General features: G+C 53.4%; 23 protein-coding genes. 9 read left to right on the forward strand and 14 right to left on the reverse strand.

Annotated features, from left to right (window positions below; all coding sequences use genetic code 11):
* Nucleotides 1-18 precede the first annotated feature (18 nt).
* Genes ADINL_RS07560 through ADINL_RS07575 form a run of 4 tightly spaced genes read right to left on the reverse strand, consistent with a single transcriptional unit; the run spans nt 19 to nt 4,846 of the window.
* Nucleotides 19-1,077, reverse strand: coding sequence for an MBL fold metallo-hydrolase (locus ADINL_RS07560; protein ID WP_036545926.1), 1,059 nt, complete (start codon nt 1,075-1,077; stop codon nt 19-21).
* Nucleotides 1,074-2,168 (reverse strand): ABC transporter ATP-binding protein, encoded by a 1,095-nt coding sequence (locus tag ADINL_RS07565; RefSeq protein WP_036545929.1) that lies wholly within the window; start codon nt 2,166-2,168, stop codon nt 1,074-1,076. Before ADINL_RS07565 ends, ADINL_RS07560 begins: the two co-directional genes overlap by 4 nt.
* Nucleotides 2,156-3,859, reverse strand: a complete 1,704-nt coding sequence (locus ADINL_RS07570) for an ABC transporter permease (protein WP_036545932.1) — start codon at nt 3,857-3,859, stop codon at nt 2,156-2,158. Before ADINL_RS07570 ends, ADINL_RS07565 begins: the two co-directional genes overlap by 13 nt.
* A gap of 6 nt (nt 3,860-3,865) precedes the next feature.
* The gene (locus ADINL_RS07575) at nt 3,866-4,846 is read right to left on the reverse strand and encodes an ABC transporter substrate-binding protein (RefSeq protein ID WP_036545934.1); all 981 of its coding nucleotides are present in this window, start codon (nt 4,844-4,846) and stop codon (nt 3,866-3,868) included.
* Between the two features lie 144 nt (nt 4,847-4,990).
* On the opposite strand from ADINL_RS07575, the gene ADINL_RS07580 reads away from it, so the two are divergent.
* Together ADINL_RS07580 and ADINL_RS07585 are read left to right on the forward strand one after the other, a co-directional pair.
* The gene (locus ADINL_RS07580; protein ID WP_036545936.1) at nt 4,991-5,746 is read left to right on the forward strand and encodes a DeoR/GlpR family DNA-binding transcription regulator; all 756 of its coding nucleotides are present in this window, start codon (nt 4,991-4,993) and stop codon (nt 5,744-5,746) included.
* A gap of 114 nt (nt 5,747-5,860) precedes the next feature.
* Nucleotides 5,861-7,783: a methyl-accepting chemotaxis protein gene (locus tag ADINL_RS07585; RefSeq protein ID WP_036545939.1), complete on the forward strand. Its 1,923-nt coding sequence runs from the start codon at nt 5,861-5,863 to the stop codon at nt 7,781-7,783.
* On the opposite strand, the gene ADINL_RS07590 is transcribed toward ADINL_RS07585, so the two are convergent.
* A complete protein-coding gene (locus ADINL_RS07590; protein WP_036545942.1) occupies nt 7,780-9,195 on the reverse strand; it encodes an aminotransferase-like domain-containing protein in 1,416 nt (471 codons plus the stop codon). The two genes, ADINL_RS07585 and ADINL_RS07590, sit on opposite strands and share 4 nt — an antisense overlap.
* 172 nt (nt 9,196-9,367) lie before the next feature.
* Between ADINL_RS07590 and ADINL_RS07595 the strand changes: the two genes are divergently transcribed.
* Nucleotides 9,368-10,264, forward strand: coding sequence for an EamA family transporter (locus tag ADINL_RS07595; protein ID WP_036545944.1), 897 nt, complete (start codon nt 9,368-9,370; stop codon nt 10,262-10,264).
* A 6-nt stretch (nt 10,265-10,270) separates the two neighbouring features.
* On the opposite strand, the gene dgt is transcribed toward ADINL_RS07595, so the two are convergent.
* The 4 genes from dgt to mgtE form a co-directional block, all read right to left on the reverse strand.
* Nucleotides 10,271-11,755 carry a dGTPase gene (gene dgt / locus ADINL_RS07600; RefSeq protein ID WP_036545947.1) on the reverse strand — a complete coding sequence of 495 codons (1,485 nt, stop codon included), beginning with the start codon at nt 11,753-11,755 and terminating at the stop codon, nt 10,271-10,273.
* Nucleotides 11,742-12,071, reverse strand: a complete 330-nt coding sequence (locus ADINL_RS07605) for a hypothetical protein (protein ID WP_036545949.1) — start codon at nt 12,069-12,071, stop codon at nt 11,742-11,744. Before ADINL_RS07605 ends, dgt begins: the two co-directional genes overlap by 14 nt.
* Nucleotides 12,072-12,150: 79 nt before the next feature.
* Nucleotides 12,151-12,861, reverse strand: coding sequence for an MgtC/SapB family protein (locus ADINL_RS07610; RefSeq protein WP_204368213.1), 711 nt, complete (start codon nt 12,859-12,861; stop codon nt 12,151-12,153).
* Between the two features lie 21 nt (nt 12,862-12,882).
* Complete coding sequence (gene mgtE / locus ADINL_RS07615) at nt 12,883-14,259, reverse strand: magnesium transporter (protein WP_036545951.1); 1,377 nt, start codon at nt 14,257-14,259, stop codon at nt 12,883-12,885.
* Nucleotides 14,260-14,759: 500 nt separating this feature from the next.
* On the opposite strand from mgtE, the gene ADINL_RS07620 reads away from it, so the two are divergent.
* Both ADINL_RS07620 and ADINL_RS07625 read left to right on the forward strand, forming a co-directional pair.
* Complete coding sequence (locus tag ADINL_RS07620) at nt 14,760-15,563, forward strand: DUF3750 domain-containing protein (protein ID WP_239644349.1); 804 nt, start codon at nt 14,760-14,762, stop codon at nt 15,561-15,563.
* A gap of 71 nt (nt 15,564-15,634) precedes the next feature.
* A complete protein-coding gene (locus ADINL_RS07625) occupies nt 15,635-15,814 on the forward strand; it encodes a PLDc N-terminal domain-containing protein (protein WP_036545953.1) in 180 nt (59 codons plus the stop codon).
* Between the two features lie 41 nt (nt 15,815-15,855).
* Here the strand turns inward: ADINL_RS07625 and ppnP are convergent, their stop codons facing one another.
* Together ppnP and ADINL_RS07635 are read right to left on the reverse strand one after the other, a co-directional pair.
* Nucleotides 15,856-16,137 carry a pyrimidine/purine nucleoside phosphorylase gene (gene ppnP, locus ADINL_RS07630; protein WP_036545957.1) on the reverse strand — a complete coding sequence of 94 codons (282 nt, stop codon included), beginning with the start codon at nt 16,135-16,137 and terminating at the stop codon, nt 15,856-15,858.
* A gap of 69 nt (nt 16,138-16,206) precedes the next feature.
* Nucleotides 16,207-17,946, reverse strand: coding sequence for a methyl-accepting chemotaxis protein (locus ADINL_RS07635; protein WP_051632645.1), 1,740 nt, complete (start codon nt 17,944-17,946; stop codon nt 16,207-16,209).
* Nucleotides 17,947-18,113: 167 nt separating this feature from the next.
* On the opposite strand from ADINL_RS07635, the gene ADINL_RS07640 reads away from it, so the two are divergent.
* A complete protein-coding gene (locus ADINL_RS07640) occupies nt 18,114-19,142 on the forward strand; it encodes a DUF2868 domain-containing protein (RefSeq protein WP_036545960.1) in 1,029 nt (342 codons plus the stop codon).
* 1 nt (nt 19,143) lies between these two features.
* A complete protein-coding gene (locus tag ADINL_RS07645; protein ID WP_051632646.1) occupies nt 19,144-20,508 on the forward strand; it encodes a DUF3482 domain-containing protein in 1,365 nt (454 codons plus the stop codon).
* Here ADINL_RS07645 and eutC read toward each other — a convergent pair.
* The 3 genes from eutC to ADINL_RS07660 form a co-directional block, all read right to left on the reverse strand.
* Complete coding sequence (eutC, locus tag ADINL_RS07650; protein ID WP_036545962.1) at nt 20,505-21,311, reverse strand: ethanolamine ammonia-lyase subunit EutC; 807 nt, start codon at nt 21,309-21,311, stop codon at nt 20,505-20,507. The two genes, ADINL_RS07645 and eutC, sit on opposite strands and share 4 nt — an antisense overlap.
* A gap of 13 nt (nt 21,312-21,324) precedes the next feature.
* A complete protein-coding gene (locus ADINL_RS07655) occupies nt 21,325-22,713 on the reverse strand; it encodes an ethanolamine ammonia-lyase subunit EutB (protein ID WP_036545965.1) in 1,389 nt (462 codons plus the stop codon).
* 108 nt (nt 22,714-22,821) lie between these two features.
* Entirely contained in the window at nt 22,822-23,790 is a 969-nt protein-coding gene (locus ADINL_RS07660; protein ID WP_036545968.1) for a LysR family transcriptional regulator, read from the reverse strand.
* Between the two features lie 113 nt (nt 23,791-23,903).
* On the opposite strand from ADINL_RS07660, the gene ADINL_RS07665 reads away from it, so the two are divergent.
* Nucleotides 23,904-24,845 carry a sodium-dependent bicarbonate transport family permease gene (locus ADINL_RS07665; RefSeq protein WP_036545971.1) on the forward strand — a complete coding sequence of 314 codons (942 nt, stop codon included), beginning with the start codon at nt 23,904-23,906 and terminating at the stop codon, nt 24,843-24,845.
* A 50-nt stretch (nt 24,846-24,895) separates the two neighbouring features.
* Nucleotides 24,896-26,662, forward strand: coding sequence for an ABC transporter transmembrane domain-containing protein (locus tag ADINL_RS07670; RefSeq protein WP_036545974.1), 1,767 nt, complete (start codon nt 24,896-24,898; stop codon nt 26,660-26,662).
* Nucleotides 26,663-26,666: the final 4 nt, after the last annotated feature.

Consider the following 26,666-nt stretch of genomic DNA (forward strand, 5'->3'; position numbering starts at 1 on the left):
GGTTGATGAAAGTTGGATTTAGAGAGTAATCACCGGTTCAACGCTCAGCCGTTTTCCCAGGGCAGTCTGCCAGCCGTTGTGATCAAGCTTGCAGAAAAGCGGGATAACCTGTTCAGCCTGAAGGGCATCTGCCAGCTGTTGAATGCAGGAGGTACGTGGGTGAACATTCCAGCGATACCAGCTCGCATGTCCTTGCTCGACATCCTGCTGTGCTTTCGGTGGCAGGTAGCCGGTATAGATGATCTGTCCGGTATAGTCTGGATCATCGATCAGTCGAGCGGCTTCACCACCAGTACCATCAGCATCCGCTGCCAGTCGGATCAACCGGCTTTCCTGGGTTTCAGCTTGCTGCCAGGGGAGCGGTTTCAAGGCGCTTAACTGTTGATGAATCCTGGGTTTCAACAGTTCCGGCGGTAATGTCTGCAAGGCTTTCTGAAATCGCTGACAGGCAGAATCCAAGGTCCAGGGCAGTGCCATTGACTGGCACCAGAGGGCTAACTCCAGTGCTCGCCCGGAGGGAGGTACCGGCAGCAGGCTGGCATGGTTCAGCTGTTGCCGGAGGATGGTCTGGCATTCAGTCTGATTGATTTCATACAGTCCATAAGAGGCATCCAGCAATGCCAGTCGTGCCTGAGGAGGCCAGTCGAAAGGATAGAGCAATGACTCAAAGCTGAAGTCACCGCTGTAAAAAATACCGCCAGCAATATCTAAATGCAGCCAGATGCCATCCAGAGAATGACCGGCCAGTCCGCAGGTGACAGTGACCCCTTCAATGATAATCTGTCCACGGCGTGGCAGAGGATGCCAGCGACGACCGGCAGGCAGGCTTTGTGCCACCGTGGGGGTGCAATAGAGGGGAATGGTATCGGGTAGCCAACGCACAGCACCCAGATGGTCTACATGATCATGTGTGATCAGCAGTGCATCCGGGTGCTGCTCCTGATACCAGTCACAGGGCTGGTCTGCCTGCAGAGGTCCCCCTGCATCCAGCAGCAGTGTGCGTCCATTCAGGTCAATGCGAATGGCGGCGGGTGCTTTGGCATCCAGCCCGCTGAGTATTTCAATGCGAGGCATCATGCCGCAGACTCCAGGCTCCAGCCCTGTAAAACCTGAAGTAGCACCTGACTGCCAGGAGCGATGGCCTGGTGATGATAGGCGGTCAGCAGGCTGCCATTGTCCAGTTGTAATGCAATCTCGTGACGCTCACCACGAAAGACACTGCGTTGCACGCGACCCTGCAGAGGGTTATCCGTGCTCAGGTCATTGAGCAAGGTGTCACTGGTGTGCAACCGGATATGTTCAGGCCGGATCAGTACAGCGGTGGTTTTATCTGAGTGGTTTTTATCTAAGGCGCTTTTGCCTGAAGCGATGCCCCGACTTAGCTGCCGCAGATCTTCACCGGAGAGCTGCTGTCCTGCTGGAATAGCGGGCACCTGAAGGATGCTGCCTTGGCCGATAAAACTGGCGATCCACTCGGTTCTGGGGTGCTGGTACAGGGTTTCAGGTGTTGCCCATTGTACCAGCTCCCCTTGTTGCATGACGGCGATATGATCTGCCAGTGACATGGCCTCGGACTGATCATGTGTGACATAGACCAGGGTTGCTCCAGTGCGCTGATGAAATTCACGGAAACTCTCTTCCATGGAGGCTCGCAGATGGCGGTCGAGATTGGCGAGCGGTTCATCCAGCAGGACAACATCCGGTTCGGTTACCAGGCAGCGGGCCAGTGCCACACGCTGGCGCTGGCCACCGCTCAGGTCCTGAGGCATGCGCTCAGCCAGACTTTCCAGTTGCACGATGGCCAGTGCTTCCTGAACGCGGCGCTGATAATCCTGTCCGCGAATGCCGCGATGCCGCAACGGATAGCCAACATTTTCGGCGACAGACATATGCGGCCAGAGCGCATAGGATTGAAAAACCATGCCGATATTGCGTGCTTCGGTGGGTACTTGCCATCCGGGGCGGGCCAGGCAATGCCCATCTCGCAGTATTTCGCCTTCTGTCAGGGTTTCAAAACCGGCCAGCATGCGCAGGGTCGTGGTTTTTCCACAACCGCTGGGGCCCAGCAGTGCGATAAACTCACCTTTAGGCAGGGTTAAACTCAACTGCCTGACCGCAGCACTGTTGCCGTAATGCTTGGATACGTTATTCAGAATCAGTTCTGCCATGGAATCACTCCCTTGGGTAAATAGCGAGCCATCAGGCTCAGAAGTAACATCAGTGCAGCCACCATCAACACCACCAATACCGCGATGGCAGAGGCGAGAATGCTGTCACCGCTTTGATCTAGGTTGAAAATCAGGACCCCGAGGGTTTCTTTGCCGGCACTCCAGAGCAGTGCTGATACCGTCAGCTCGTTTACCGCCGTCAGAAAGACCAGCAGACCTCCGGCAAAAACCGCCGGGGCGACGAGTGGCAGCAGAATATCCATCAGACGACGCAAGGTGCCAGCTCCGGCTATACGCGCGGCTTCTTCAAGACTGGGGTCTAACTCACTGAAACTGGCGGCTATCGGCTTGAGGCTGACCGACAGAAAACGCGCCAGGTAAGCGATGAAAATAATGCCGAGGGTACCGTAGAGCGTCAGATTCAACAGAGGTATCGGTTTGGCAAACAACAGGATACAGGCAATAGCCAGCACAACTCCCGGCAGGGCATAAGGGATTTCAATCAGACTGTTAAGTAGCGATTTCAGCGAATGCGGCAGGCTTTGCATCCGGTAGGCCAGCAGCGTTGCCAGACACATCAATACGGCGGCGGCGCCTCCGGCAAGCCACAGGCTGTTATGAAAGGCCCGGCGTGTCACGCCTTGACGCCCGATCATCTCCTGATAGGCGGCAAAGCTCAGGTTATCCAGCGTCAGGGGAACTCCCAGTGCGGGGACCAGTGAACTGGTGATCAGTGCCAACAGCGGTGCTACCAGGATCAATAACAGGATGACTGCCAACACAGCTTCCAGTGCAAAGCGCCAGACGCCGAGCGAAAAGTCCTGCGCACGACCACTGTGTCCCAGCAGGGTGAAGCGCCGCCGTTTCAGCATATGTTGTTGCAACATGACACCCAGGAGGGCCAGGACACCGATCAGTATCGACAAGGAAGCGATCTCGCTAAGTACACTGGTGCCGAAACCGGACATTTTCTGATAGATCAGCGTGGGCAGGACATAGTAGGACGCCGGAATACCCAGCATGGCGGGAATCCCAAAATTTCCCAGTGCTGAAACAAACGCGATGGAGGCTCCGGCTATCATCCCGTTACGACTCAGCGGCAGAATCATATCCAGCCAGACAGCTCGAGAACCTGCACCACTGATCCGTGCAGCTTCAATCAGATCGCGCGGCAGATGAATCAGACTGGTCCGTAATGCCAGAAACACCAGAGGTGCATGCTGGATACCCAGCAGCAAGGCAATCCCTTCTGCAGAGTAGAGTGGCTGACGTGATCCCAGCGGAGGTGCAATGCCCAGCGTATTCAGCAACGGACTGCCAGGGCCGGTCAATTGTAACCAACTGAGTGCTGTGACCTGTGGTGGAATCATCATTGGCAGCATAAAGCAGAATACCCAAAGCGCTTTCAGGCGAATGTTGGTCAGTGTGAGGGTAAAGGCAAACAGACTGCCCAGCAGCATGGCAATCAGTGTTCCCAGTGTGCTGGTGTAAAGGCTGTTCCAGAGGGAGCGCCAGGTTGCAGGTTGCTGCATTACTTGCATCAGTGGGGAGTCACTGCCCAGTTGCCAGCCTCGCAAGGCTTCCATCAGCAGACGGAGTGTCGGCAGAAGTGTCAGCAGGCTGATCAGCAGAACCAATAACATCAGCAGCCAGCGTGACTGGCTGCTTGCGTCGAATACGCGTTGAATCATCTGTGATTAACCGCCGAAGAGTTCACTGAAGCGCTGTTTGTTGGGCTCGGCATCATCCAGTGCCTTGGCGGCATTCAGCGGAATCAGCTGAATGCTATCCCGTGACGGAAATCCGGCAGGTGGCTCGATCCCTTCACGTGCAGGCAGGTATCCCTGCTCGCTGACCAACTGCTGGCCTTCTGCAGAGAGCAGAAAATCCACAAAACGCTGTGCGGCTTCGGGTTGAGCCGCATCTTTCAGAATGGCCACCGGTTCAGTGACGGCGGTGACGCCTTCCTGTGGAAATACGAATTGGATTGGCGAGCCTTTGGCCGCCTCACGAATCGCCATGAAATCCACGATCACTCCATAGGGATGTGTACCGGCGGTGATGGCAGAGAGTACGGCACCATTGCCTGCCTGGGCCGATGCTCCATTTTGCTTGAGGGCTGCATAGTAATCCCATCCCAGTTCGGCCTGGTCGGTGAGTGCAGCCAGATGAATCAGAGCTGCACCAGAATAGAGCGGACTCGGCATGACAACCTGATTACGGTATTGCTCATTCACCAGATCTTGCCAGCTGTCTGGTTGCTGCGATGCACGGGTGTGATACGCGATGCCGGTGGTAATCATCTTGGTGCCATAGTAATAGCCTTCCGCGTCATACAGCTCGGCATCATAGGCGTCGCGCTCCGGGCTCAGGTAAGCCTGTAACAGACCTTCACGCTTCAGGGATTCCAGCGTTACGTTGTCAGCAATCAGCAGCACATCGGGTTTGCTGATGCCTGCGCTCAGTTCAGCACGCAAGCGGGTGATGAGTTGGGTGGTGCCATCGCGTACCCAGTCAACCTGAATATCCGGGTTGGCGCGGGTAAAGGCATCCACTGTCATTTGAGCATCAGTGTTGGGTTGGCTGGTATACAGCGTCAGTGTTTGTTGGGCGAAAGCCGCACCCGGCAGTGTCAGAGCAGTAGCCAATAACCATGTGCGCAGTGTTGGGGTTGACATGACAGCATCTCCAGTTAGGTCGAATGAAGTGCATAGCCTAGTGTCATCAAATGACAATAAAGTGACATTAAGCTTTCGCATGCAGGTGGTGTTCTTTCGCTTGCATGTCTTTTGTTTTCGCTTTTTGACAGAGGAGCCGGGTGAATGAATACACTGCAGCGTCGACAGCAGATCGTGGCTTTAATCAATCAATCAGGCCGACAGTCGCTGGAGTCCATGGCGAAGCAATTTGGTGTCACGATACAAACCATTCGCAGTGATGTTCGGGTCTTGGCCAACCGAGGTCTGCTGATGCGTCAACATGGCAGTGCAGCCCCTTTTCCCGGTCGTGAGAATGTCGAATTTGATCAGCGTCAGATCGTCAATCGCAGTGGCAAACAGGTGATTGCCGAGCATTGTCTGACACTGATCAGTGATTACCACAGCCTGTTTCTGGGAACCGGTACAACGGTTGAGCAGTTGGCCATGCTGCTCAGTGCCCGCCAGGGAATTCGGGTAATGACCAACAACCTGCATGCGGCAACACAGCTGTGTCATCACCCTGACTGCGAACTGATTATTGCTGGTGGTCTGGTGAGAAAGCGTGATCAGGATGTGGTGGGCGGAGATGCGCTGCGTTTTTTCTCCCGTTTTCGGGTGGATGTCGGCATTGTATCGGTAGGCGGTATGAATCGGCAGGGACAGTTGTATGACTACAATACCGATGAAGTGATGGCTCGAGAGGCACTGCTGGAAAATGCCCGACTACGGATACTGCTGCTGGACAGCTCCAAGTTCGATACTGAAGCCAGTTGCAGTGCCGGACATCTGACCGATTATGATGTGGTGGTGATGGATCAGGCACCCGTGCCGACTCTGCGTAATCGCTTGTCAGCTGAAAAAGTGCGTTTGATTTATTAACAACTGAGTGCGTGAAGGGGTGTTGTACTGCGCTGGTATATTTATTGCTAGATGAGATCGTGTTTTAATATCATACTAAAGTACTAGGACTATATTTTAGCATCAGGACTGCCAATGAACTTACAAAAGAAAATCTATTTGATGTTGGGCGGCCTTATTGCGCTGGTCGCCGTGATTGCAGCCGCCGGCACTTTTCTGAATCAGCGTATTCAGATGCAGGCAGCTGCTGAATCGATACGCCAGGATGCTGTTGCGAATGTCACCTCATTATTGTCTGTTACAGACAGTATCATGTCGGAACGGGTGCGTAGCAGTATGCGTTTATTGATGGAGCGTGGTGAGTCATTGGGACGCGCCAATCAGGGCGAGGCTGTCAGTGTTAATGGGCGGATGGTTGCCGAGCTGTTGCTGGGTGATCAGGGGCAGGCAAATCGTTTCGAACTGGTGGATGGTGTGACCTCAGTAATGGGTGGCACAGCGACGCTGTTCTCCAGAAGCGGTGACGATTTTGTGCGCATATCTACCAATGTGATCAATCAGGGCCAGCGTGCTATCGGCACTCTGTTGGATCCTCAGGGGGCTGCGATTCGGGCTAACCGGGAAGGGCGTGCCTTCTATGGGCAGGTGGATATCCTTGGGAACCCTTTTTTGACAGGGTATGAGCCGATCCGAAATACTGCAGGTGAGGTGATCGGAATCTGGTATGTAGGTTACTCGGCAGATTTGCAGGCCTTGCAGGACGTGATTCAGCGTACACACATTCTGGATCAGGGCTTTATTGCCTTACTTGATGGTCAGGGGCGTGTGCGATTACATTCCGGTCATATGGAAGCGGATGAAGTGACCAATATTCTCAATACCCCCGGCCATTGGCGTGTAGAAACTTCAACCTTTACACCCTGGGGTTATCAGATTGCCACAGGCATCTCGACACAGGAGGTCAGCTCTATCGCCTTGGCGAATTCTGTGAAAGCCGTGCTGGTGATAATGGTGGCAGCCTTCTTGATTATGATGGTACTGGGTGCCTTGATCCGGCGTCAGGTCATTGTACCCATTAACCAGACGGTGACAGTGCTGTCGGGCATTACCGAAGGTGAGTCGGATCTGACCCAGCGCTTTAATTCAAAAAGTCAGGATGAGATCGGAGCACTTGGGCGTGGATTTGACCGTATGCTGACACGCCTTCAGGATATGGTTCGCAATATCCGTCAGTCCATGCACAGCGTGGTATTGTCGTTGGAGTCGTTGCATCAGCGTGCATCCAGCTCCGTTTCTGCGGCAGATCAACTGGACAGTGAAACGGAACTGGTTGCGACGGCTATCAATGAAATGGCCTGCACCGCTGAAGGTGTGGCTGTGCATGCTCAACAAGCTGATCAGGCGACCCGGGATGCCAGCCTGCGTGCTGAAGAGGGGAGTTTGTCTCTGGATAAACTGAGTCGCAACATTACGGATCAGTCGTCACACAGTGACAGTTTGATAGGGGTTACTGAAGAGCTGCGTTCCGCCAGTGAAGCCATTTTTTCGGTACTGGAAGTAATCCGGAATGTAGCGGAACAGACCAATTTACTGGCACTGAATGCAGCCATTGAAGCAGCGCGGGCGGGTGAGCAGGGACGGGGATTTGCCGTTGTCGCAGATGAAGTCAGAGCACTTGCCGGTCGGACTCAGCGTTCCACTGATGAAATTCGTGTCATGGTTGATCGTCTGGATGCAGGTGTCAATCAGGCTGTTGGCTTGATGCAGGACAACCAGTTGCTGGTGAATACCAATGTTGAGCTGGTGACAGAGGCGGGTGAATCATTTCGGGCGATTGTTACCAGCTTGAATGCGGTGCAGCAAGTCACGGCTGAGATTGCCAGCTCTGCAGCAGAGCAAAGCCAGGTTGCAGGCGATATTAACCAGAATATTGTCCGCATCCGTGATCTGGCTACACACAATCTGAACACCCTTCGGGAAGTGGACGCATCCACTGTTGAATTCCAGCAGGCGTTTGAACAGATCGAATCCCAGGTGGGGCGCTATCGAATTGATTAAGGGACGGGCTGGTCCAGGGCAAGGCTTTGATCAACGAGGGCTGAAAAGTGCTCCAGTCGGGATTGAATCGCCTCATCCAGTGGCCAGCCAGCGTTAAGACGTACATAGCTCTGATACAAGTCCAGCGTGGTAAATGCGGGGCCGATGCGCAGGTCCAGCTGTTGCTGGACTGCCCGTTTCCAGAGATGTTTACTGTTCAGTCCCGGAATTTGTAACCACAGTACCATGCCACCCGTGGGGCTGCTGATGGCTGTGTCCGGCGGTAAGGTTTGCATCAAAAAGGCTCGATAATCTCGCAGGTTTTGTTGCAGGGTCAGACGTACCTTATTGAGATGACTCTGATACTGACCGGTGCTGATAAAGTCTGTCAGCCCTGCTTGTACAGGCGTACTGATACCGAAGTGGCTGACGGCATGTCTGTGTAGATAGGCATTTAGAAAACGTCCTGGCAAACACCAGCCGAGTCGTAAACCTGCGCTGAGGGTTTTGGAGACTGAGCTGCACCAGAGTAGAAAACCGCCTTTGTCCCAATGCTTGGCAGGCAGGGGGAGTGTTTTGCCCTGCCCCAGTTCGATATAGATATCATCTTCAATGACGGGAGTCTGGTACTGATTTGCCAGCTCTGCCAGTCGCTGCTTTTGTTGCGCAGACATACTGATCCCCTGGGGGTTCATATGTGATGTACTAAACAAACCCGCCTTGATTGTTGTTGCTTGCAGCAAGTGTTCAAACTGGTCCAGGTCGACACCTTCATCTGTTGAGGGTATCTCTATCACCTGGCGATCAAGTTCGGCCAAAAGTTCCAGCAGACCACTGAAACAGGGTGAGTTAACCGCGATGGTATCCCCCGGACCCGATACGGTTTCCAGCGCCATGCGTACTGCATTGATACACCCGCCGGTAATCACCAGTTCTTCATCCTTGAATGGAAAGCCCTGGTTCGAGAAGTGCTGTGCCAGCGCTTTTCTCAGTGCCGGATCTCCCTGTCGATCAGGGTAGGAGCACAGTTGTTGATCCAGGCGTTTGAGACCGCGTTTCATGCTACGTTGCAGGCTTTCTATAGGCATCATTGACGGGCCCAACTGAGAAATGCCCAAAGGACCCGGTTGCTGCAAACCCGTCAGATAGTCAATCTCTGATTCCCGAAAGGCGAGGCTTTTCGGTTGACTGCGGAATTGGGGTAAGGCGGGTGTTTGGGAAGATAACAGTGGTTGAGAAACATAAAAACCCGATTGAGGCTTGGCGATGATCCAGCCCAGTTCTTCCAGGTGGTGGTAGGTGTTGATCGCTGTTGTCATGCTGACATCAAATTGCTGCGCCAGTTTTCTCAATGAGGGCATACGACTGCCCTGAGCCAGTTTTTTATGGCTAATATCGTCAATAATTTTTTCGGCAATCCCCTGGTATCGCATCGAATGACAAATCCTCTAATGGCAATCCCGTTAACTGGCTCGGTGACGATCAAGATTAACGGCTGTATTGCAAACTGTATACTTTTTATTTTCATAAATTGAATCTGTTATCTTTCTTTCCCGGGTGTGACACTGATGGCTACACACTACTGAGGGTAGGGGAGAGAGCGTCATGCGTTTAAAGGATCTGCTGGTCGGTCTGGCCATTATGTGTTTGTGGGGATTTAACTTTTCCGTTATCAAGCTCGGTGCGGATCAAATCAATCCAATCGTATTAACAACCCTGCGTTTTACCTTTGCCGTATTGCCGGTGATTTTTTTCATTCGATATCCACGTGTGAAACTGCGCTATCTGATTGGGTACGGTATCACTTTTGGTGTCGGAGTCTGGGGAATGATGACTTCAGCGATTTCACTGGGTGTATCTGCCGGAATGGCGGGTGTCCTTATGGATTTGAGTCTGATCTCCAGTCTATTGATTGGTTGGTTTGTGTTGAAAGAGAGAATTACGATTCGTCAATATATTGGGGCTGTACTGATCCTGATTGGCGTTTTGGCCAGTCTGGGTCTTCAGGATGGCTCTGTTCCTTTGGCCGGTTTGTTGTTGGTGCTTATTGGAGCCATTAGCTGGAGTGTGATAGGTCTGATTGTCAAACTGGCCAAACCTGAGCAGGTGTTTGCGTTTAGTGTTTGGGGCATGCTGTTCGCGCCTGCTCCCTTGGCACTGCTGGCGCTGATGTCCTATGGACCGGAGGTGTTTACGAACCTGCCTGCACAGATGAACGCCAGTGTCTGGTTCTCGGTGTTGTTTCAGGCCTACCCTACCACCTTGTTGGGGTATTGGGTGTGGAATCGGCTCATCGCCAAGTACCCACTGTCAACGGTTGCGCCACTGACTATGTTGACACCGGTGTTTGGTATGCTCGGCAGCATGCTGTTTCATGGAGAGTTGGTCGATAACACCAAGCTGTTGGCATGTGGCTTTATACTGCTGGGATTTTTTATTGGTCAATGGCAGCAAAACTGGTTTAAACGCCAGACTTGTGTCAGTAGCGGCACCCTGCGCTAGTCAGGGTTACACTACCGATAGCGTTTTGAATTCATCCAGCGCAAACTGATCCGTCATGCCGCTGATCATGTCCTGAATCAGGCGGCAACGGCAGTAGCTTTCCCATATATCCACATCACCGACCGGTTCCTGGCACAGCTGGTGATAGGCTTTGATGTGTTTATTGGGCAGGCGTCTGACCAATAAACCTTCCAGCAGCATACCTTGTGACTTGCCATCCAGTAGTTGGCGGAACTGGCTACGGGAGAGTTTGAGCAGCGGAGAGTAATGATCCAGCAGTCCGGTCAGAATGCGATAACCTTGCAGCTCCAGTGTTTTCACTTCATCAACCGAGAACACATGGCGGATAGCCACTTTTTTCAGGGTGCTGACAAGGGCGTGGCATGGGGAGTCATCTTCCAGTAAGGCACGGTTTAAACGTCCTGCATAGATGTCTTCGATATGATCGATAAAGGCTTGAGCGGCATGCTGTACCAGTGGATGGATCAGGCCAACTCTGAGCCAGACAAAAAACTCATGGTCCTTGTTGATGGTTTCTTTATCTGCACGGTCCAGTGCATACCGGACCAGTTCAGTAAAACTGCTGGCACTGCGTCTGCCGGGCGCTTGAAAATGCTTGTCGTCGGCATCCAGTGGTCGCAGTCGGGCAAACTGCTCAATGAGCAGATGTGTGAGCTGACGGATACTCAAGATCCCTTTATCGACGGCATCTTCCAGATCAGCGAGACAGTAAGAGATGTCATCCGCCGCTTCCATCAGGTAGGTGAGGGGAAAGCGGTGCCCTGGTTTGATTGCCAGGACCGTCTGCATATCCTGGATGAATTGGCGTTCCGAAAAATAGTAGCCAGGTTTCTTTTGCAGGTAACTGAGTGGCTGTTGGGCATCCGGTTTGGGGTCTGTCGCACAACGGGTGTATTTGAGTATGCAGGCAGATTGCAGGTAGGTGAGGTTCAGCTTCTGTAATTGGCTGATCAGCCGGATGGCCTGTGCATTGCCTTCAAAAGAACAGAGTTCCCGTTTCAGTTGTTGAGCCAGTAACTGTCCTTCTGGTGTACTGGCTGGCAGCATGAATCCGGGTAATTGATCGATATGTTCACTGAACCAGCGAGAGATCGCGGCTTCTCCAAAATGGCCAAAAGGCGGATTGCCTATGTCATGCATCAGGCACGCCATTTCGACCAGGCTTTCGGTGGCACGCTCACAGCCCGACAGACCGTAGCGTGCGGCATCAGCCCCCAGCTTGTCGAACAGGGTTCGGGTAATAAAACGGCCAGTTTGCTGGACTTCCAGTGAGTGGGTCAGACGAGAACGGACGGCGGCGTTATGCTCCAGCGGAAACACCTGGGTTTTCTGCTGCAAGCGACGTACCGCCGCCGAGTTGATAATCCGGCCTCGATCACTCTCTAACTGTGCATCCAGTTGACTGGATGCACTGGTTTTGCTGTAGGGGCGGCGCGCTGAAAAACGCTCGAGAAAATTAATCGAGGTCATCCAGTGTCACGACCAGATCACGTGTGGAGACATCGACACCCCAGAAGGTGTAGGTATCATCATCCTCATCAATCAGGCGTATATCAAACTTCGGGCTTTTATAGCCTTTCAGCGTGACCCGACGAGTTTCGTTATGACGCATCACTTCGCTTCCCAGAACATCCTCTTCCCAACTGGTGGATTTCTCCGGGCTGATATAGAGGTAGTAAATGGTGTAGCCTGTATTGTTGGTGATGTCGATGTAATAATCAGCAGCCAGGGTACTGCTGCTGATCAGCATGGACAGCAGAAAAGCGAGTATCAACTTGATTTTCATGGCGGTATCCGTACGTATCGCAGGGTTGATGATTGTGCTATTCACTATATCTCAGATTTAGAGAATAGCAATCGCCTGTTTATAACTCTTTCACATCCCAGCCAGCCGAGGTGACGGAGGCTTCCAGGCTAAGACGACCGATTACCTTTTCAACCACCGGATCATTGCGTTCTGTTGCCATCAATCGTGCTCTGACACAAACGCGCAATGTATCCTGATCATGCAGGTTTTCACTTTCAAGCTTCTGTAATTGAAGGCCGCTGTCTGCAAGACCTTCCAGCAACAAGGCGCGATTATGTGCCTCTTCCTGTTCGCGGCAGGTAATTTCCAGCAAGTACTGCCACCAGATTTCACCCTGTTGCGCTTCATCCATAGGCTGCCGATTGATCAGGCGAACCAGTGGCCGCAGCAGCATGTTGGTGGCCAGGATCACGCTGGCTACCACAACCGCCGCCATAAAGTATCCGGCACCCGCCATCACACCTATAGCCGCAGAGCACCAGAGTGTAGCTGCAGTATTCAGTCCCTTGATATTGGCACCTTCTTTCATAATGACACCAGCACCGAGAAAACCGATGCCGGAAACCACCTGTGCGGCGACACGTGTCGGACTGGCATCACCCTCGACCATCATTGACATCAGGGTAAAGCTGGCTGCCCCAAGGGACACCAGCGCATTGGTTCTGAGTCCGGCCATGCGCTGGCGCCATTGGCGCTCCATTCCGACGAGAGCGCCCAGAGCAGAGGCCAGCATCAGGGGCATTAACAGATTGAGTGCTGTATGCATCATTATCTGGTCCTCCGTGGGTTATCAGGCCAGTGCTGCAGGAATATCCAGTATCATGGTGGCGACACTGAAATAGATGATGACACCGCAGGCATCCGCAATCGATGTAATCAACGGCGCACTGGCTGTGGCCGGATCAAATTTCAGTTTGCTGAGCAGGAAAGGCAGGGACATGCCAATCACACTGCCGACAACAACGACCAGCTGCATGGTCAGTGCTACGACCAGAGCGATCTCCATACCACCGCGCCAAATACCCAGCAGGGAAACAGCGGCGGCCATGGTGGCGCCCAGTAAGCCTGCAACGGCCAGTTCGCGGCCCAGCATGCCTGCCCAGTCTTTCATGATAATCTCACCGGTTGCCAGTGCGCGCACCATCAGCGTGGCAGACTGGGAGCCCGCATTACCACCACTGTCAACCAGCAGTGGCAAGAAGAAGACCAGGGCGATATAGGCTTCAATGGTTTCTTCGAAGTAGGCTATCCCAGCGCCGGAAAAAATATTGCCGAACACCAGCAGGACCAGCCAGAACACACGCTTTTTATATAGCAGGCGAATGCTGGCTTCCTTCAGACCGCCCGCTATAGTGCCAACGGCACCGACCTTGCGGAAATCCAGGTCTGCTTCTTCAGATGCGACATCCATCGCATCGTCAATGGTGACGATACCCACCATCTGATTCTGCGCATTGAGTACCGGAATCGCCAGCAGGTCATATTTACTGATTGCCTGGGCAGCCAGTTCACGAGCTTCATCTGCACGCACATAGAGTGGGTCCATCACCATAAAATCCAGAATCCGCTCTTCCGGTTCAGCCATGATCAGGTCACGCAGAGAGACGGTGCCCACCAGGCAGCGATTATCATCAACCACATAAGCCTGATAGATGGTTTCTTTATCCTTACCGGTCTGGCGCAGTTGCTTGATACCCTCGGCAGCAGTGGACAGGGCCTCCAGAATGGCAAAATCAGAGGTCATTACCGAACCGACTGTGCCTTCCTCGTAGGCTGCCAGCTGCTGCATGTCTTCACGCTCAGGCTGGCTCATGTCACGCAGCAGGGATTGCTGTGCTTCCTCTGACAGCAGATTGAACAGGTCTGCACGCTCGTCATGAGGCATGGCATCAATCAGACGTGCCAAACGAGAGGTTTCAATCAGTGCGACCAGCTTTTCCTGCAGATCGGGTGGGAAGTAGCCCAGCAACGCCGCGGCACTGTCATCAGACATCAACAGCAGCAGATCACGTACTTCCTGTATTCTGAAGGTTTGCTGTGCCAGTTGCAGCTGGAGTGCATCGGCAATATCTGCCATCAATACCTGTTCCAGCAGGTTTTCCATGGCTTGAATATTTCCGCTGATACGAATTGCCCGAAGTTCACGGACCAGGTCTTCAAATTCCATTGTTATCACCCTCTTGGTTTGATGAGGTAATAAAATCCCTGCACTGAATAATCACTGAGTATATTCGGCGCATAAAAAACCCTCGGCATTATAAATACCGATGATGTCGGAAATATGATTTAAAAACACGTTTGGACCCAACTGAACAGATACAGTCAGATGACTACAGACTTGGTCTGTTGCAAACGGCTTTAAAAGAGTAGGCTTGTCGGTTCGGGCGGAAGGTGTGCGATTTGCAGCATGTCAGGCACTGGATTGACCTGACGGATAGAGTCGGAAAGAGGCTCTGGGTCAGGAAATTCCATGTGCAGGACAGTCACCGTCTGAACGGATAATCCTACTCTGGTATAATCGACTACTGGGGTCGTCCATTAGATTTTATTTCACCTCTGGTTTAAAAGTCGTTGCAAATTTTAGTCGGATAATTTTTAAAGTCAACCTTAAAAGTTTTATTGTTCATAAATATTTCATGAACTTTTATGTCCAGACTGGAGAATAAGGTGATCATTGTGTTGAGAACAGGATTTAAATGGTTGTTGCGTTCATTGGTGTTTGTTGTATTGGTGTTTTTTATACCGGTAGGGTGTGCGCTGACCTCTCACTGGAGCGGAGACGAACGTCATGCAGACTGGCGTACGGCACGTCTGGATAGTGCGGGTCTATTGACGGATGTACCCGGGATAGATGAAGCCGTGATACAGGTTTATGCCGCGCGAGCCTTTCGCTGGCGAGGTGCGTTTGGAGTGCATAGCTGGATCGCCGTCAAGCCCCGGGGCAGTGAACATTTTACCCGCTTTGAAGTGATGGGCTTTAATGTGGCGCGTGGCGGAGAGGCCGTTCGTATTGCACGAGGAGTCCCGGATGGCTATTGGTACGGTAACCCGCCGGTATTATTACGTGATCTCCGTGGAGGGGAAGAGGTAGATGCCCTGATTGAGCGGTTGTATCAGGCTGCAGAGGGCTACTCTCATAACCATGAGTACCGTATCTGGCCAGGGCCAAACAGTAATACCTTTATCGCCTATCTGGCGCGTGAAGTACCTGAACTGAGGGTCAATCTGCCCCCCACCGCTATCGGCAAAGACTATCTGCCTGACGGAGGGATTTTTGCAAAAGCACCGAGTGGTACAGGTATTCAGCTTTCTCTGGCGGGCCTGTTTGGGGTATTGCTGGCCAGAGAGGAGGGGCTGGAGATCAATTTTCTGGGGTTGAATGCGGGGGTGGATTTCTGGCCCTTGGCACTGAACCTGCCGGGTATAGGTCGTATCGGAATGCCAGTGCATGCGCCACTCAATGATAATTAAGTGCTCAAGTGGTTTGAAAAAACGCCTTGAGGTATGCTCTGGGGACCAATGAAATACAAAAGGAGTCGAAAGTGATTTCAATCGAAGTGTCAGGGATTTTGGGGCTTTTACTGCTGGTTCTGAATGTCTATGCGATTATTCGTATCGTCCAGAGTCGTGCCACAACCGGTGTGAAAGTCTTGTGGGTGGTCTTGATCCTCGTGTTGCCCTTGCTTGGTTTTATACTGTGGTTTTTGCTGGGGCCCAAATAAAACGGTTGGCAGGGGATGGTCATGGACCATCCCGAAGCGGCTTAGCTGTAGTAGCACAGGTAGGCTGTTGGCGCGGCGACTTTCAGATCAAATGAATCGCCAGCGCTGATATTGAACTCAGTGCCTGCCGGGAAAGCCTGCCAGTCCTGTTGACCAGGCAGTTTCACCACGAGTTCACCGTGTGTTACACACATGCGTTCATTCTGGCTGGTGCCAAAGGTGTACTCACCGGGAGCCATGACGCCGGAGGTAACCGGACCTTGCTCAGCCGTAAAGCCAATCGATACCACCTTGCCTTCGAAATACTCATTTACACTTAACATCGCGATTGCATCTCCACAGAAAAAGTGGCGCTCATCATAATGCGCTTTTCAAGCGGACGCTATTTTTCTCTACCAGACTTTTCCCATCCAGCGTTGATTCAGTTCGCGATATTCAGGACGTTTACGGAACGCCTGAATAAACTGATTAACAGCGGTTAACAGGTTTCGGCTGGCGGGATGATTACTGGCCCCTACGCTGTAATGCCAGTATTCATTGGCAAGATTGCCGGGCAGCAGTTCTATCCGGTTAAACCAGGGGCTTTGTGGATCTGTTGCTGCCCAGTAATAGATTGGCAGATCAACAGCAAAGGCGTTGACGGTGCCATTACAGAGGGCATCATGAATCCAGCTTTGATTGGTGTAGGCCAACAAGTTTGAGAGTTGAATCTGCCCACCTGGCACCTGCTGATTACTGCGCCAGCGCAAACCGGCATCTTCCAGCGTGGTAAAGGCGGCAGGATCATTGATGCACCCCAATACCTTGCCTTGCAGACTTTCAATACCCTGTATCGATTCATCTCCCTGGCGACGTGCCAGAATATAGGGAAGATAGACATAGGGTTCAGAAAAGGCGACACCTTCATAGTTCGGGTTTGGAGGCAGGGCGCTCCAGACAAGATCGACAGCCGTCTCATCAGGATGATCATGACAGTCGAGCAGTTGGGTACACAGATCCCAGGGTTGCTCGATAAATTCACATTTTACTCCGATTGATTGGGCGAAGTGGCGAGCCATTTCGGCATCGAAACCCTGTAAGGGGGCATGATTATCTGAACGAAACGAGAGACCTTTAAAATCAGGTTCGATGGCAATACGAATGACGCCCCGGGAACGAATTGCACTAAGACGATCAAAGTTTGGGTCGGTGATAATATGCTGCTGATGGCAGGTGTGCTGCCATTGCTGCTGAACAGCTGTTTTTCGTGTTGCCTGCGGGACAAGCAGAGAGATTAACTGACGTCCCTGGTGGATTTTCTGATCAGCGCGTTCGCCAGCTCCACTGCCTATTTCCAGTGTGGCATTGATGATGCGATTGTTGCTGTCTATCTCATCCAGGTGATCGGTCATCCCGGCAAGCAACTGGTGCAAGCGTTCCAGAGAGCGTTCAACCTGGCCGGATAACTCTGCAATGCGTGCTTCTGACCGATCCAGAAGCTCCAGAATGGCCTGTTCCAGAGGTGACAGGTCGATTTGCTCATAGGCGTTACGTGCACTCTCCCGTGTGCGTCGGGCCAACAGGCGGACTTCATCGGCGACAACCGCGAAACCGGCACCCGCTTCACCCGCACGTGCGGCTTCGATCGCGGCATTCAAGGCCAGCAGGTCTACGGTTTTACCTATTTTATCGATCCCTTCAATAACTTCACGTGCATGCTCGGCTTTGGTGTTCATGTCACCACGCAAGCGGGAGAGCTGTTCTGAAAAAAATTGGTGCACCGATTGCAGTTCCTGCTCAACTTCAGTGCGCAGGTGCTCTGCCTCTGCCGAGCCTGTTTGAACCGATTGTCTGGAGCTGAGCAGATAGTCTTGCTGCTCACAGGTTTTTCCGGCGATTTCCAGCAGCGTGTTACGTGTAACCCCCAGGCTGTGTTGTGTATGTCGTTGCAGCGCATCCAGACGGTCCAATGCGGCACACAAGGGCTGAGTGACTGTGGCAATCGATGGATCCTGCAGTTGTTGCTGTAAGAAATGCGGCAGATCCCTGGCGTTCAACAGCGCGTCTTCCTGAGCAGACTCGATAGCAGTTAACCACTCGGCAGTGGGTGTGTCGCGAGGATCGAGTCGTGATGGCGTTGAAAAAAACAGCATACATTCCTCTCCATAAATTCATATCCCTGATAGGAATGCAACTTTCGCGCCTACTTAATTATCCTGGAAGTGCCAGATACCGCCCGGGTCATCCCGGAGTGCTACCGTCTGGTGCGGGCAGTCGGTATGATAGTGGGCTTGTACATGAATAAAATTAGGGATCAGGCTTGAAGTTTCAATTACCCCTCTGGCTCTATCCGCTGGCTTTCCTGTTTGGCATCCTGATCGGAGCGGCTGCCTTGCGCTATACGCCGGATGGTCGAATTAACCTGATGCTGGTCTGGCTGGTGTGGGCCGGACTGCCCTTTGTCGGTGCCTGTGTTTCCGGGTGGATGATGTTTCGTAAACAGCAGGTTCCCTGGATACTCCGGTTCACTGGCTTGCAGCATTGGCAACTTGATCCTCAGGTACAGCTCAAGCTTTGGCTGAAGCTGCATCAGTTGTGGTGCCTGACGGCAACAGGTGTTCTGGCTGCGTTTCTGGCGCTGTTATTGTTTACGGATCTGGCGTTTGGCTGGAGCTCGACACTGGTGGATGATCCGCAACGTATTTATCAGCTGACGCAGTTGATCAGTGTGCACTGGCAGGCATACTGGCCTGCAGCGGTGCCGGATTTAACCCTGATTGAGAACACCCGCTTTATTCGTATTGCACCGTCCACCGCAGATGCTGGCAATGCGGGTGACTGGTGGCCTTTCTTATTGGCGAGTCTGCTGATTTATAACCTGTTGCCACGTGTTTTGCTGATGCTGGTTTGCCTGCTGCAACTGCGTCATCGTACTGTCACGCAGCTGTCTGTGTCGGCGCAACAGAATGCCGTGTCTGCAGATATCAATTGTTTCAGCCCCAGTGAGTTACAGCAGCAGTCCTGTTCAGCCTGGCAGGATGCTGAACGCGTGTTTTGGGAAGTGTCCAAACCCTCAGCCGATGGCCTGGTGCTGGGGCTCGGCTCCTGGGAGCAGGATCAACAACAATGGCAGATGCTTCTCAAACGTCGGCCCGCCAGACTGGTCTGGTGTGTTGACCTGCGCCGCTCACCGCTGGCAGAAATGGCGGACCGGATACAGCAGGCATCGGCTCAGGGAGTCCAGCAAGCACTTCAGATCTGGGAGCAGGATCTGGATGCTCCCTCCCATGCGCGTGAAAGCTGGAAAGTGTTTGCCCAACAGCATCAATTGATCTGGCTGGAGGCCTGAGATGGCAGCTGTCGCACATTTCTGTGTTGTTGGACATCCGAACAAGGGTAAATCTTCTATTGTGTCGACGCTTACCGAGAATGATACCGTTCAGGTGGGCGCCGTATCCGGTACGACGCGACAGGCTGACAGCTTTTCGTTCAGTGCGGACCAGCAGTTGCTACTGACATTGACTGACACACCGGGTTTTCAACGTGCACGCCAGGTGCTGGCCTGGTTGCAGGCTGAAGCAGTTGCTCCCCATCAACGTGCAGACAGGGTCAGGGCATTTCTGGCGACAGCGGAGCATCGGCAGCGTTTTCCGGACGAGGTTGAATTGCTGACACCGGTGATGCAGGGTGCTGGTATTATCTATGTGACAGATGCTGCAGGACCGGTTTCTGCCAGTGATCTGGCTGAAATGGAAATCTTGCGTTGGACCGGCCAGCCTCGTATGGCGGTGATCAATCCGATGGCAGGTACAGCGCATCAGCAGGAGTGGCGCCAGACATTGAATCAGTATTTTCAGTGGGTGAGAGTGTTTGATCCCATGAATGCACAGCTAGACTCACGATTGCAGCTACTGCGTGCGATGAATGAGCTGGCTGAACCGGCGCAGCAAGCCGCGATTGAACGCTTGATTACTCATTTGCAACGGCGTGAGCCGGATCGCATGAAGCACGATGCACAGCAGTTGGCCGCCTATTGGTGTGAACAGATGACACGCACCCTGGATGAGCAAGCCCGAATGCTAGGTGAGTCTCCTGAAGCCGCTTTGCATCGGCAACTGAATCAGGCGGAACAGACGCAATTCCAGCTGTGGTTAAAGCAGAGTGGTTATCAGCGTTTGGCACTGGAAACACAGCCGGACTGGGTGAAAGATTTTAATCAATTGATGAATACAGAGCACTGGTCTTTTTGGGGGCTGACCTCCAAAGAACTACTGATCGTATCCGGGGCTGCCGGTGCCGCTGCGGGCTCCTTGCTGGATCTGGGGACCGGAGGAGCGTCTCTGTTATTGGGGGCTGTTACCGGAGGACTTGTGGGTACGGCAGGTGGCTGGCTTGTCTCGAAACAGAAACCGGGTTCTCGCCTGGCGTTACCCGGTGTGAAAACAAAGCGGTTGATAGGTCCTGTTCGGCATCCCAATTTTCCATTTGTCGTGATGGCACGTGGCCTGAGCTTCCTGCAGCAGTTGAAATCACGAACACATGCCCGCCGTGATGCGCTTGAATTGCAGGTCAATGCGTCAACCTGGTCACAAGCGGAACAGGTACGCTTATTGGGCTGGGCCAGGCAGCTGCAATCCAACAAGTGGAATGTGAAATCTCAGCAGGCACTGGAGGCCTGGATACTGTCTCAGTCTTATCCGGACGAGCGGATTTAATGTTTCCCGGGTAACAGAAAATTCTGTTTTGATGACTCCAGTCCAGAGGTGTTTTTACGCACAGAGGTGTCTTTAAGTTGTACGCCTGATAGCTCCCTTCGGTAAGACTCCATCAGCAAAAACATCAGCTTGTCTGTGGCTTCATCATAGCTCAGCCCCTGGGGCCGAATGTTGGAGATACAGTTACGGGCCGCGTCTGTCAGGCCCACTCTGGGTGCGTAGGTGTAGTAGATCCCCAGACTGTCAGGTGAGCTGAGTCCGGGACGCTCGCCGATCAGTAAAATCACTGAGCGGGCATGCAGTAATTCACCCACTTCGTCACCGACAGCGACACGTCCCTGGCTGACCAGGCAGACAGGTCCGGGTCTCAAGCCTTCATGGTTGAGCGCCGCGCCCAGGCGTCGAGCCATGGGGGCTGCATGAGCGGCAACCGCAGTGGACGATAAACCATCGGCGATAACGATCAGCGTGTCGGGCGCTGAGCGTTGGTTGGCCTGATGTTGCAGATAGTCGACCGAGGCTTCATTGAGACGTCGTCCAAAATCGGGACGCTGCAAGTACTCCTGCCGATGACGTACCCGGCTGCTCAGGCGATAGACTTCAAAGCCATCTTCATGCAGTTGTTGTTGCAGGGCATCCTCATCCAGCGGCAGGTGTACAGCATCGCGTGCACGTGCATGATCCAACTGAAACGCCAGTTGCTCTCGTGTGGGAAGGCTGATGCCGGCGCGTCCCAGCCCGATACGTGCATCGGTAAAACGGCGCAACAGTTGCCAGCTATTGTGAATGACAGGGTCGGACATACTCGGGCACTCCTCAACGCAGGTTCAGGTTCAATTCGGCAAAGGCACCGGGTAGCTGGCTACCGGTACTGAGTCGCCCTTGTGCATCAAAAATACCCTGGCGTTGCAGCCAGGCCTCAAACTCGGGTGCCGGTTTTTTACCCAGAACCTGACGTATATACAGCGCATCGTGAAACGAGGTGGTCTGGTAGTTCAGCATAATGTCATCTGATCCCGGAATACCCATGATAAAGTTGATTCCGGCGACCCCCAGCTGTGTCAGCAGCATATCCATATCATCCTGATCCGCTTCGGCATGGTTGGTATAACAGATATCACACCCCATCGGGACGCCAAGCAGTTTGGCGCAGAAGTGGTCTTCGAGCCCGGCACGGATGATCTGCTTACCATCGTAGAGATATTCAGGGCCGATAAAACCCACCACCGTATTGACCAGTAATGGATCAAAATGCCGTGCCACAGCGTAGGCTCTGGTTTCGCAGGTTTGCTGATCGACACCATGGTGTGCGTTTGCTGACAGGGCGCTGCCTTGACCTGTTTCGAAGTACATCAGATTGTTACCCAGCGTGCCGCGCTGTAGAGAGCGGCCGGCTTCCAAAGCCTCACCCAACAGTGCCAGATTGATACCAAAGCTGGTGTTGGCCGCTTCGGTACCGGCGATGGACTGAAAAATCAGATCGACAGGTACACCCTTGTGTATCGCCTCAATTTGTGTGGTGACATGACTTAGGATGCAGAATTGAGTCGGAATGTCGTAGCGTTGAATGACGTCGTCCAGCATCTGCATCAGCGTGGTCACAGCCTGATAGTTGTCGGTAGCCGGGTTGATGCCGATAACGGCATCGCCACTGCCGTAGAGCAGCCCATCCAGGACACTGGCCGCAATGCCCATGGGATCATCGGTCGGGTGATTAGGTTGTAAACGGGTAGACAGGCGTCCAGGTAGCCCGAGAGTGTTTCGAAAGCGAGTGATAACCTGACACTTGGCGGCTACCCGGATCAGATCCTGCACGCGCATGATTTTACTGACGGCTGCGACCATCTCCGGCGTGAGTCCGGGGGCCAGTTGTTGCAGTGTCACTGTGTCGGCCTGATCGGAGAGTAGCCAGTCACGAAAATCTCCAACCGTCAGGTGTGCTACAGGTGCGAAGGCGGCTGTGTTATGGGTGTCCAGAATCAGCCGGGTGACCTCATCGGTCTCATAGGGAATCAGGGCTTCGTTCAGAAAGGTTTTCAACGGCAGATCGGCCAGCAGCATTTGCGCTGCAACACGTTCCTGCGCATCCTGAGCTGCCACGCCTGCCAGACAGTCCCCCGAGCGTAGCGGGGTGGCGCGTGCCATCAAGGCTTTCAGATCCTGGAACTGATAACGTTGTTCACCCAATACACATTGATAAGCCATGCATCACTTCTCCTGGCGCCATTGATCAGTACAGATGACAGGTTTGTTTATAACAAACTTAGCAGACACTTAAACTTAAACAAAAAAATCAAGCATAAAATATGCCAGTTATTCTGCTTCCAGAGGCGTTGCCAGTGTCAGTAACAGTTGATCCGTTTCGTGGCAAACATAGGCTGGGTCAAGGCAGTTCTCCAGCTCTGCATCAGCAAATTGAAGAAAGCGCCGTGCAGCATGGGGCAGGCGTCTGTCCCGGCGAACGATAAAGTGCCAATGGCTTTCCAGTGCAAAGCCGGGGACCGTCAGCTCAACCAGCCCGGTTGCACCGCTGGGAATGACATGACGTGAGATAACAGCAATTCCCATACCCGCAGCGACACCGACACGTATGGCTTCATTACTGGCCATTTGCAGGCTGCGGTTGAGTTGCAAGCCCTGAGTTTGTAACCAGCCATCAAACAACATCCGCGTCGCCGATCCGGGTTCACGCAGTAAAAAACGTTCTTTGAGCAGATCGCTCAGGCAGATCTCGGACGCTTGAGCCAGCGGGTGATTTGCGGCGGCGATAATCACCAGAGGGTTACGTAAAAATCGTGCAGCGGCGGCGTGGTCCAGTGCCGGGGGATGACTGAAGATATAGATGTCATCAAGTTGCTGGTTAAAGCGTTGCAATACTTGCTCCCGGTTACCTATCTCAAGGGTCAAGTCCACGTCAGGAAAGGTCTTGCTGTATGGCCCCAGTAATCTTGGCAAGACATACTGGGCGGTATTGACCATGGCAATACTGAAACGTCCGTGCTGCCCGGCCTGCACACTGTGAAGCTGATCCTGCAGGTCATCGACCCGCCCCAGCATATCCAGCGCTGCGGCATAGACCATCTGCCCGGTATCGGTCAGGCGAATACCCTGGCGATCGATCTCCAGCAAGGGTTCACCAATCGCTTCACTCAGGCGTTTAAGTTGCAGGGAGACGGTAGGTTGCGTTAAATGTAACTGACGAGCGGCCTCACTGATACTGCCGGTTTTAATGACCTGGGTGAATACTTCAAGCAGGCGGAAAGTCAGGTGGCGTAGCTTCATGGGAATATGGCCTATAGATAATTATCTATACTATATGTGTATTAATTTAATTAGTCTAAATATTCTATTCGGGGCAGAATGCGCCAACTTTGACTGAATGGAGTGAAATCAGAATGCCGGATATTGTGGTGATGTTTTTTCTGCTTGGGCTGGTTGCGGGACTGGTCCGTTCAGATCTGAGTGTGCCCAAGGCGGCCTATGACCTGTTGAGTCTGCTGCTGATGTTGACTATCGGCCTGAAAGGCGGTTTTGCACTGCACGGTCAACTGCGCCTGTCATTGATTCCTGAACTGCTGGGTATTGCGGTGATTGGCGCCTTGACACCCTTATTACTGATGCCTTTGCTGCGTCGCCTGGTGCGTTTGTCCCTGGCAGACAGTGCCAGTCTGGCTGCGCACTATGGTTCCGTGAGCGCGGGGACTTTCGCGGTGGCATTGGCCTACAGTCAGACCCATTTGCTGACGGTAGGTCCTGAAGTCACGTTGTATCTGGTGATGCTGGAGTTACCGGCGATTATTATGGCCCTGTTGCTGTATCGTCGGGCACAACCGGCAAAGCAGGGGACGATGGCAGGCCTATGGCATGAAGCCTTGACCAATCGCGGTGTGATTCTCTTGGTCGGTGGTGTCTTGATCGGCTTTATGTATGGTCCTGATCAGGGTGCCAATGTAACCGGTCTGCTGACGGGCGCATTTCAGGTGGTATTGGCTCTCTTCCTGCTGGATATGGGGTTGACTGCCGCCACGACGCTGAGACCTTTCCCGCGTGCCCAATGGCGAGTGCTGGTGTTTGCTCTAGTCGCTCCACCTGTGCTGGCGATAGCCGGTTTGCTGATGGGGGTATGGCTGGCATTACCATTGGGGTCAGTCGTGATTCTGGCCAGTATGACCGCGAGTGCTTCATATATTGCGGCCCCCGCGGCCATTCGGAATGCGATACCTGAGGCGAATATCGGTCTGGCAATGCTGGCTGCACTGGGCCTGACCTTCCCGTTGAATGTGATGTTGGGTATACCGCTGTATCATCAGATGGCAATTGCTCTACAATCACTTTGATTCTTTCAAGGGTGAAAGGACGTGGCTGACACTCTGTGTCAGGGAGATGCATGGCTAAAAACCACTTGCTGTTGGGTATTCAACCTGGCTTGTTCTGGCGCCTGGGGCGCTTCCTGTCACCCTACAAGCGCCAGATAGTGTTGGCGGCACTGGCCTTGATGCTTGCAGCAGGCTGTGTCTTGCTGCTGGGTCAGGGGCTCCGGCTGGTGGTAGACCGGGGCTTTGCTGCCAGTGATCCTCGCTGGCTGAATCGCGGGTTGCTGGCGACCCTTGCCGTTGTTGCTGTCATGGCGTTGGCATCAGCTGCACGTTTTTACTGGGTGAGCTGGATAGGTGAGCGGCTGGCAGCTGACCTGCGACGGGCGGTTTTTGATCATTTGCTGACACTGGAGCCGGAGTTTTTTGCCCGTAATGGCGCCGGTGAAATTCAGAGCCGTTTAACAGCGGATACCAGCGTGTTGCAGAGCCTGTTTGGTTCTTCGATCTCCATGGCGTTGCGTAATCTGTTGACCTTCATTGGCGCCCTGATTTTTTTATTGATTACCAGTCCGGTACTGACATTGATGGTGCTGGTAGGCATTCCACTGACGGTGGTTCCGGTGATCTGGTTTGGTCGTCGGGTACGTCGTCTGTCGCGCTCCAGCCAGGACCGGGTGGCGGAGCTGGGCAGTTACGCCGGAGAAGTGCTGCAGGGGATTGAGACAGTGCAGGCTTCTGTGCATGAAGCACAGGACCGGCAGCAGTATGCGACTCGGGTCGAGGATGCGTTTGACAGTGCCCGTGCCAGGATTGTGCAACGCGCCTTGCTGACCGGCTTTGCCATGTTGATTATTTTTTCGGCTGTAGGGCTGATTCTATGGCAGGGTGGCCAGGATGTGTTGGCCGGGCGCATGTCACCTGGCGAACTGACGGCTTTTGTGTTTTATGCCTTGATTGCTGCCGGAGCCGTGGCAACCCTGGCAGAAGTGGCTGGCGAGGTGCAGCGGGCAGCGGGCGCTACTGAGCGCTTGCTGGAACTGCTGGATGCACAGCCGCAGATTGCAGTGCCGAACCCTGCCAACCCCTTACCTTCACCTATAAGAGGCGAAGTGTCTTTTCGGGCCGTCAGCTTTGCCTATCCGTCCCGTCCTGACAACCGGGTGCTGGATCATCTGGATATCACTATTCAACCCGGTGAACGGGTGGCGCTGGTGGGGCCTTCCGGTGCCGGCAAAACCAGTCTGTTAAAACTGCTGTTGCGTTTTTATGATCCTCAGCAGGGTGAGGTGTGCCTGGACGGAGTGCGTCTGGACAGCCTCGAACCACAGGCATTGCGCAGTTGTATGGCACTGGTATCCCAGGAACCGGTGTTGTTTACCGGTAGTGTGGCGGACAATCTGCGCCTGGGTCGTGCGGACGCGGATGAGCAGGCGTTAATCACGGCTGCACAACAGGCCCAGGCCTGGGAGTTTATTCAGCGTTTGCCGCAGGGGTTGAATACACAGCTGGGAACCGGAGGCATGCAGCTTTCAGGTGGACAACGCCAGCGCCTGGCGATTGCCCGAGCCTTGCTTCGAGATCCGCGCGTGCTGTTACTGGATGAAGCCACCAGTGCTCTGGATGCTGAAAATGAACAGCGGGTACAACAGGCATTGGATCAGTTAATGCTGGGACGTACGTCGCTGGTGATTGCACATCGCCTGTCGACGGTGATCTCGGCTGATCGTATTCTGGTGTTGGAGCAGGGACGTCTGGTGGCTTCAGGAACACATCAGGCATTGTTACAATCCTCTCCACTCTACCGTCGACTGGCTGAGCTGCAGTTCAGTCTTGAATAGAGGT

It is taken from the genome of Nitrincola lacisaponensis (assembly GCF_000691225.1).
GTDB classification, from domain to species: Bacteria; Pseudomonadota; Gammaproteobacteria; order Pseudomonadales; family Balneatricaceae; genus Nitrincola; species Nitrincola lacisaponensis.

What these genes read in the sequence shown, in the direction of transcription:
- ADINL_RS07595 (WP_036545944.1), top strand. Translation starts at nt 9,368, where the DNA reads ATGCGTTTAAAGGATCTGCTGGTCGGTCTGGCCATTATGTGTTTGTGG.
- ADINL_RS07570 (WP_036545932.1), bottom strand. Translation starts at nt 3,859, where the DNA reads ATGATTCAACGCGTATTCGACGCAAGCAGCCAGTCACGCTGGCTGCTG.
- ADINL_RS07575 (WP_036545934.1), bottom strand. Translation starts at nt 4,846, where the DNA reads ATGTCAACCCCAACACTGCGCACATGGTTATTGGCTACTGCTCTGACA.
- ADINL_RS07665 (WP_036545971.1), top strand. Translation starts at nt 23,904, where the DNA reads ATGCCGGATATTGTGGTGATGTTTTTTCTGCTTGGGCTGGTTGCGGGA.
- ADINL_RS07635 (WP_051632645.1), bottom strand. Translation starts at nt 17,946, where the DNA reads ATGCTGTTTTTTTCAACGCCATCACGACTCGATCCTCGCGACACACCC.
- ADINL_RS07560 (WP_036545926.1), bottom strand. Translation starts at nt 1,077, where the DNA reads ATGATGCCTCGCATTGAAATACTCAGCGGGCTGGATGCCAAAGCACCC.
- ADINL_RS07605 (WP_036545949.1), bottom strand. Translation starts at nt 12,071, where the DNA reads ATGAAAATCAAGTTGATACTCGCTTTTCTGCTGTCCATGCTGATCAGC.
- mgtE (WP_036545951.1), bottom strand. Translation starts at nt 14,259, where the DNA reads ATGGAATTTGAAGACCTGGTCCGTGAACTTCGGGCAATTCGTATCAGC.
- ppnP (WP_036545957.1), bottom strand. Translation starts at nt 16,137, where the DNA reads ATGTTAAGTGTAAATGAGTATTTCGAAGGCAAGGTGGTATCGATTGGC.
- ADINL_RS07585 (WP_036545939.1), top strand. Translation starts at nt 5,861, where the DNA reads ATGAACTTACAAAAGAAAATCTATTTGATGTTGGGCGGCCTTATTGCG.
- ADINL_RS07660 (WP_036545968.1), bottom strand. Translation starts at nt 23,790, where the DNA reads ATGAAGCTACGCCACCTGACTTTCCGCCTGCTTGAAGTATTCACCCAG.
- eutC (WP_036545962.1), bottom strand. Translation starts at nt 21,311, where the DNA reads ATGTCCGACCCTGTCATTCACAATAGCTGGCAACTGTTGCGCCGTTTT.
- ADINL_RS07590 (WP_036545942.1), bottom strand. Translation starts at nt 9,195, where the DNA reads ATGCGATACCAGGGGATTGCCGAAAAAATTATTGACGATATTAGCCAT.
- ADINL_RS07610 (WP_204368213.1), bottom strand. Translation starts at nt 12,861, where the DNA reads ATGATGCATACAGCACTCAATCTGTTAATGCCCCTGATGCTGGCCTCT.
- dgt (WP_036545947.1), bottom strand. Translation starts at nt 11,755, where the DNA reads ATGACCTCGATTAATTTTCTCGAGCGTTTTTCAGCGCGCCGCCCCTAC.
- ADINL_RS07670 (WP_036545974.1), top strand. Translation starts at nt 24,896, where the DNA reads ATGGCTAAAAACCACTTGCTGTTGGGTATTCAACCTGGCTTGTTCTGG.
- ADINL_RS07655 (WP_036545965.1), bottom strand. Translation starts at nt 22,713, where the DNA reads ATGGCTTATCAATGTGTATTGGGTGAACAACGTTATCAGTTCCAGGAT.
- ADINL_RS07565 (WP_036545929.1), bottom strand. Translation starts at nt 2,168, where the DNA reads ATGGCAGAACTGATTCTGAATAACGTATCCAAGCATTACGGCAACAGT.
- ADINL_RS07580 (WP_036545936.1), top strand. Translation starts at nt 4,991, where the DNA reads ATGAATACACTGCAGCGTCGACAGCAGATCGTGGCTTTAATCAATCAA.
- ADINL_RS07645 (WP_051632646.1), top strand. Translation starts at nt 19,144, where the DNA reads ATGGCAGCTGTCGCACATTTCTGTGTTGTTGGACATCCGAACAAGGGT.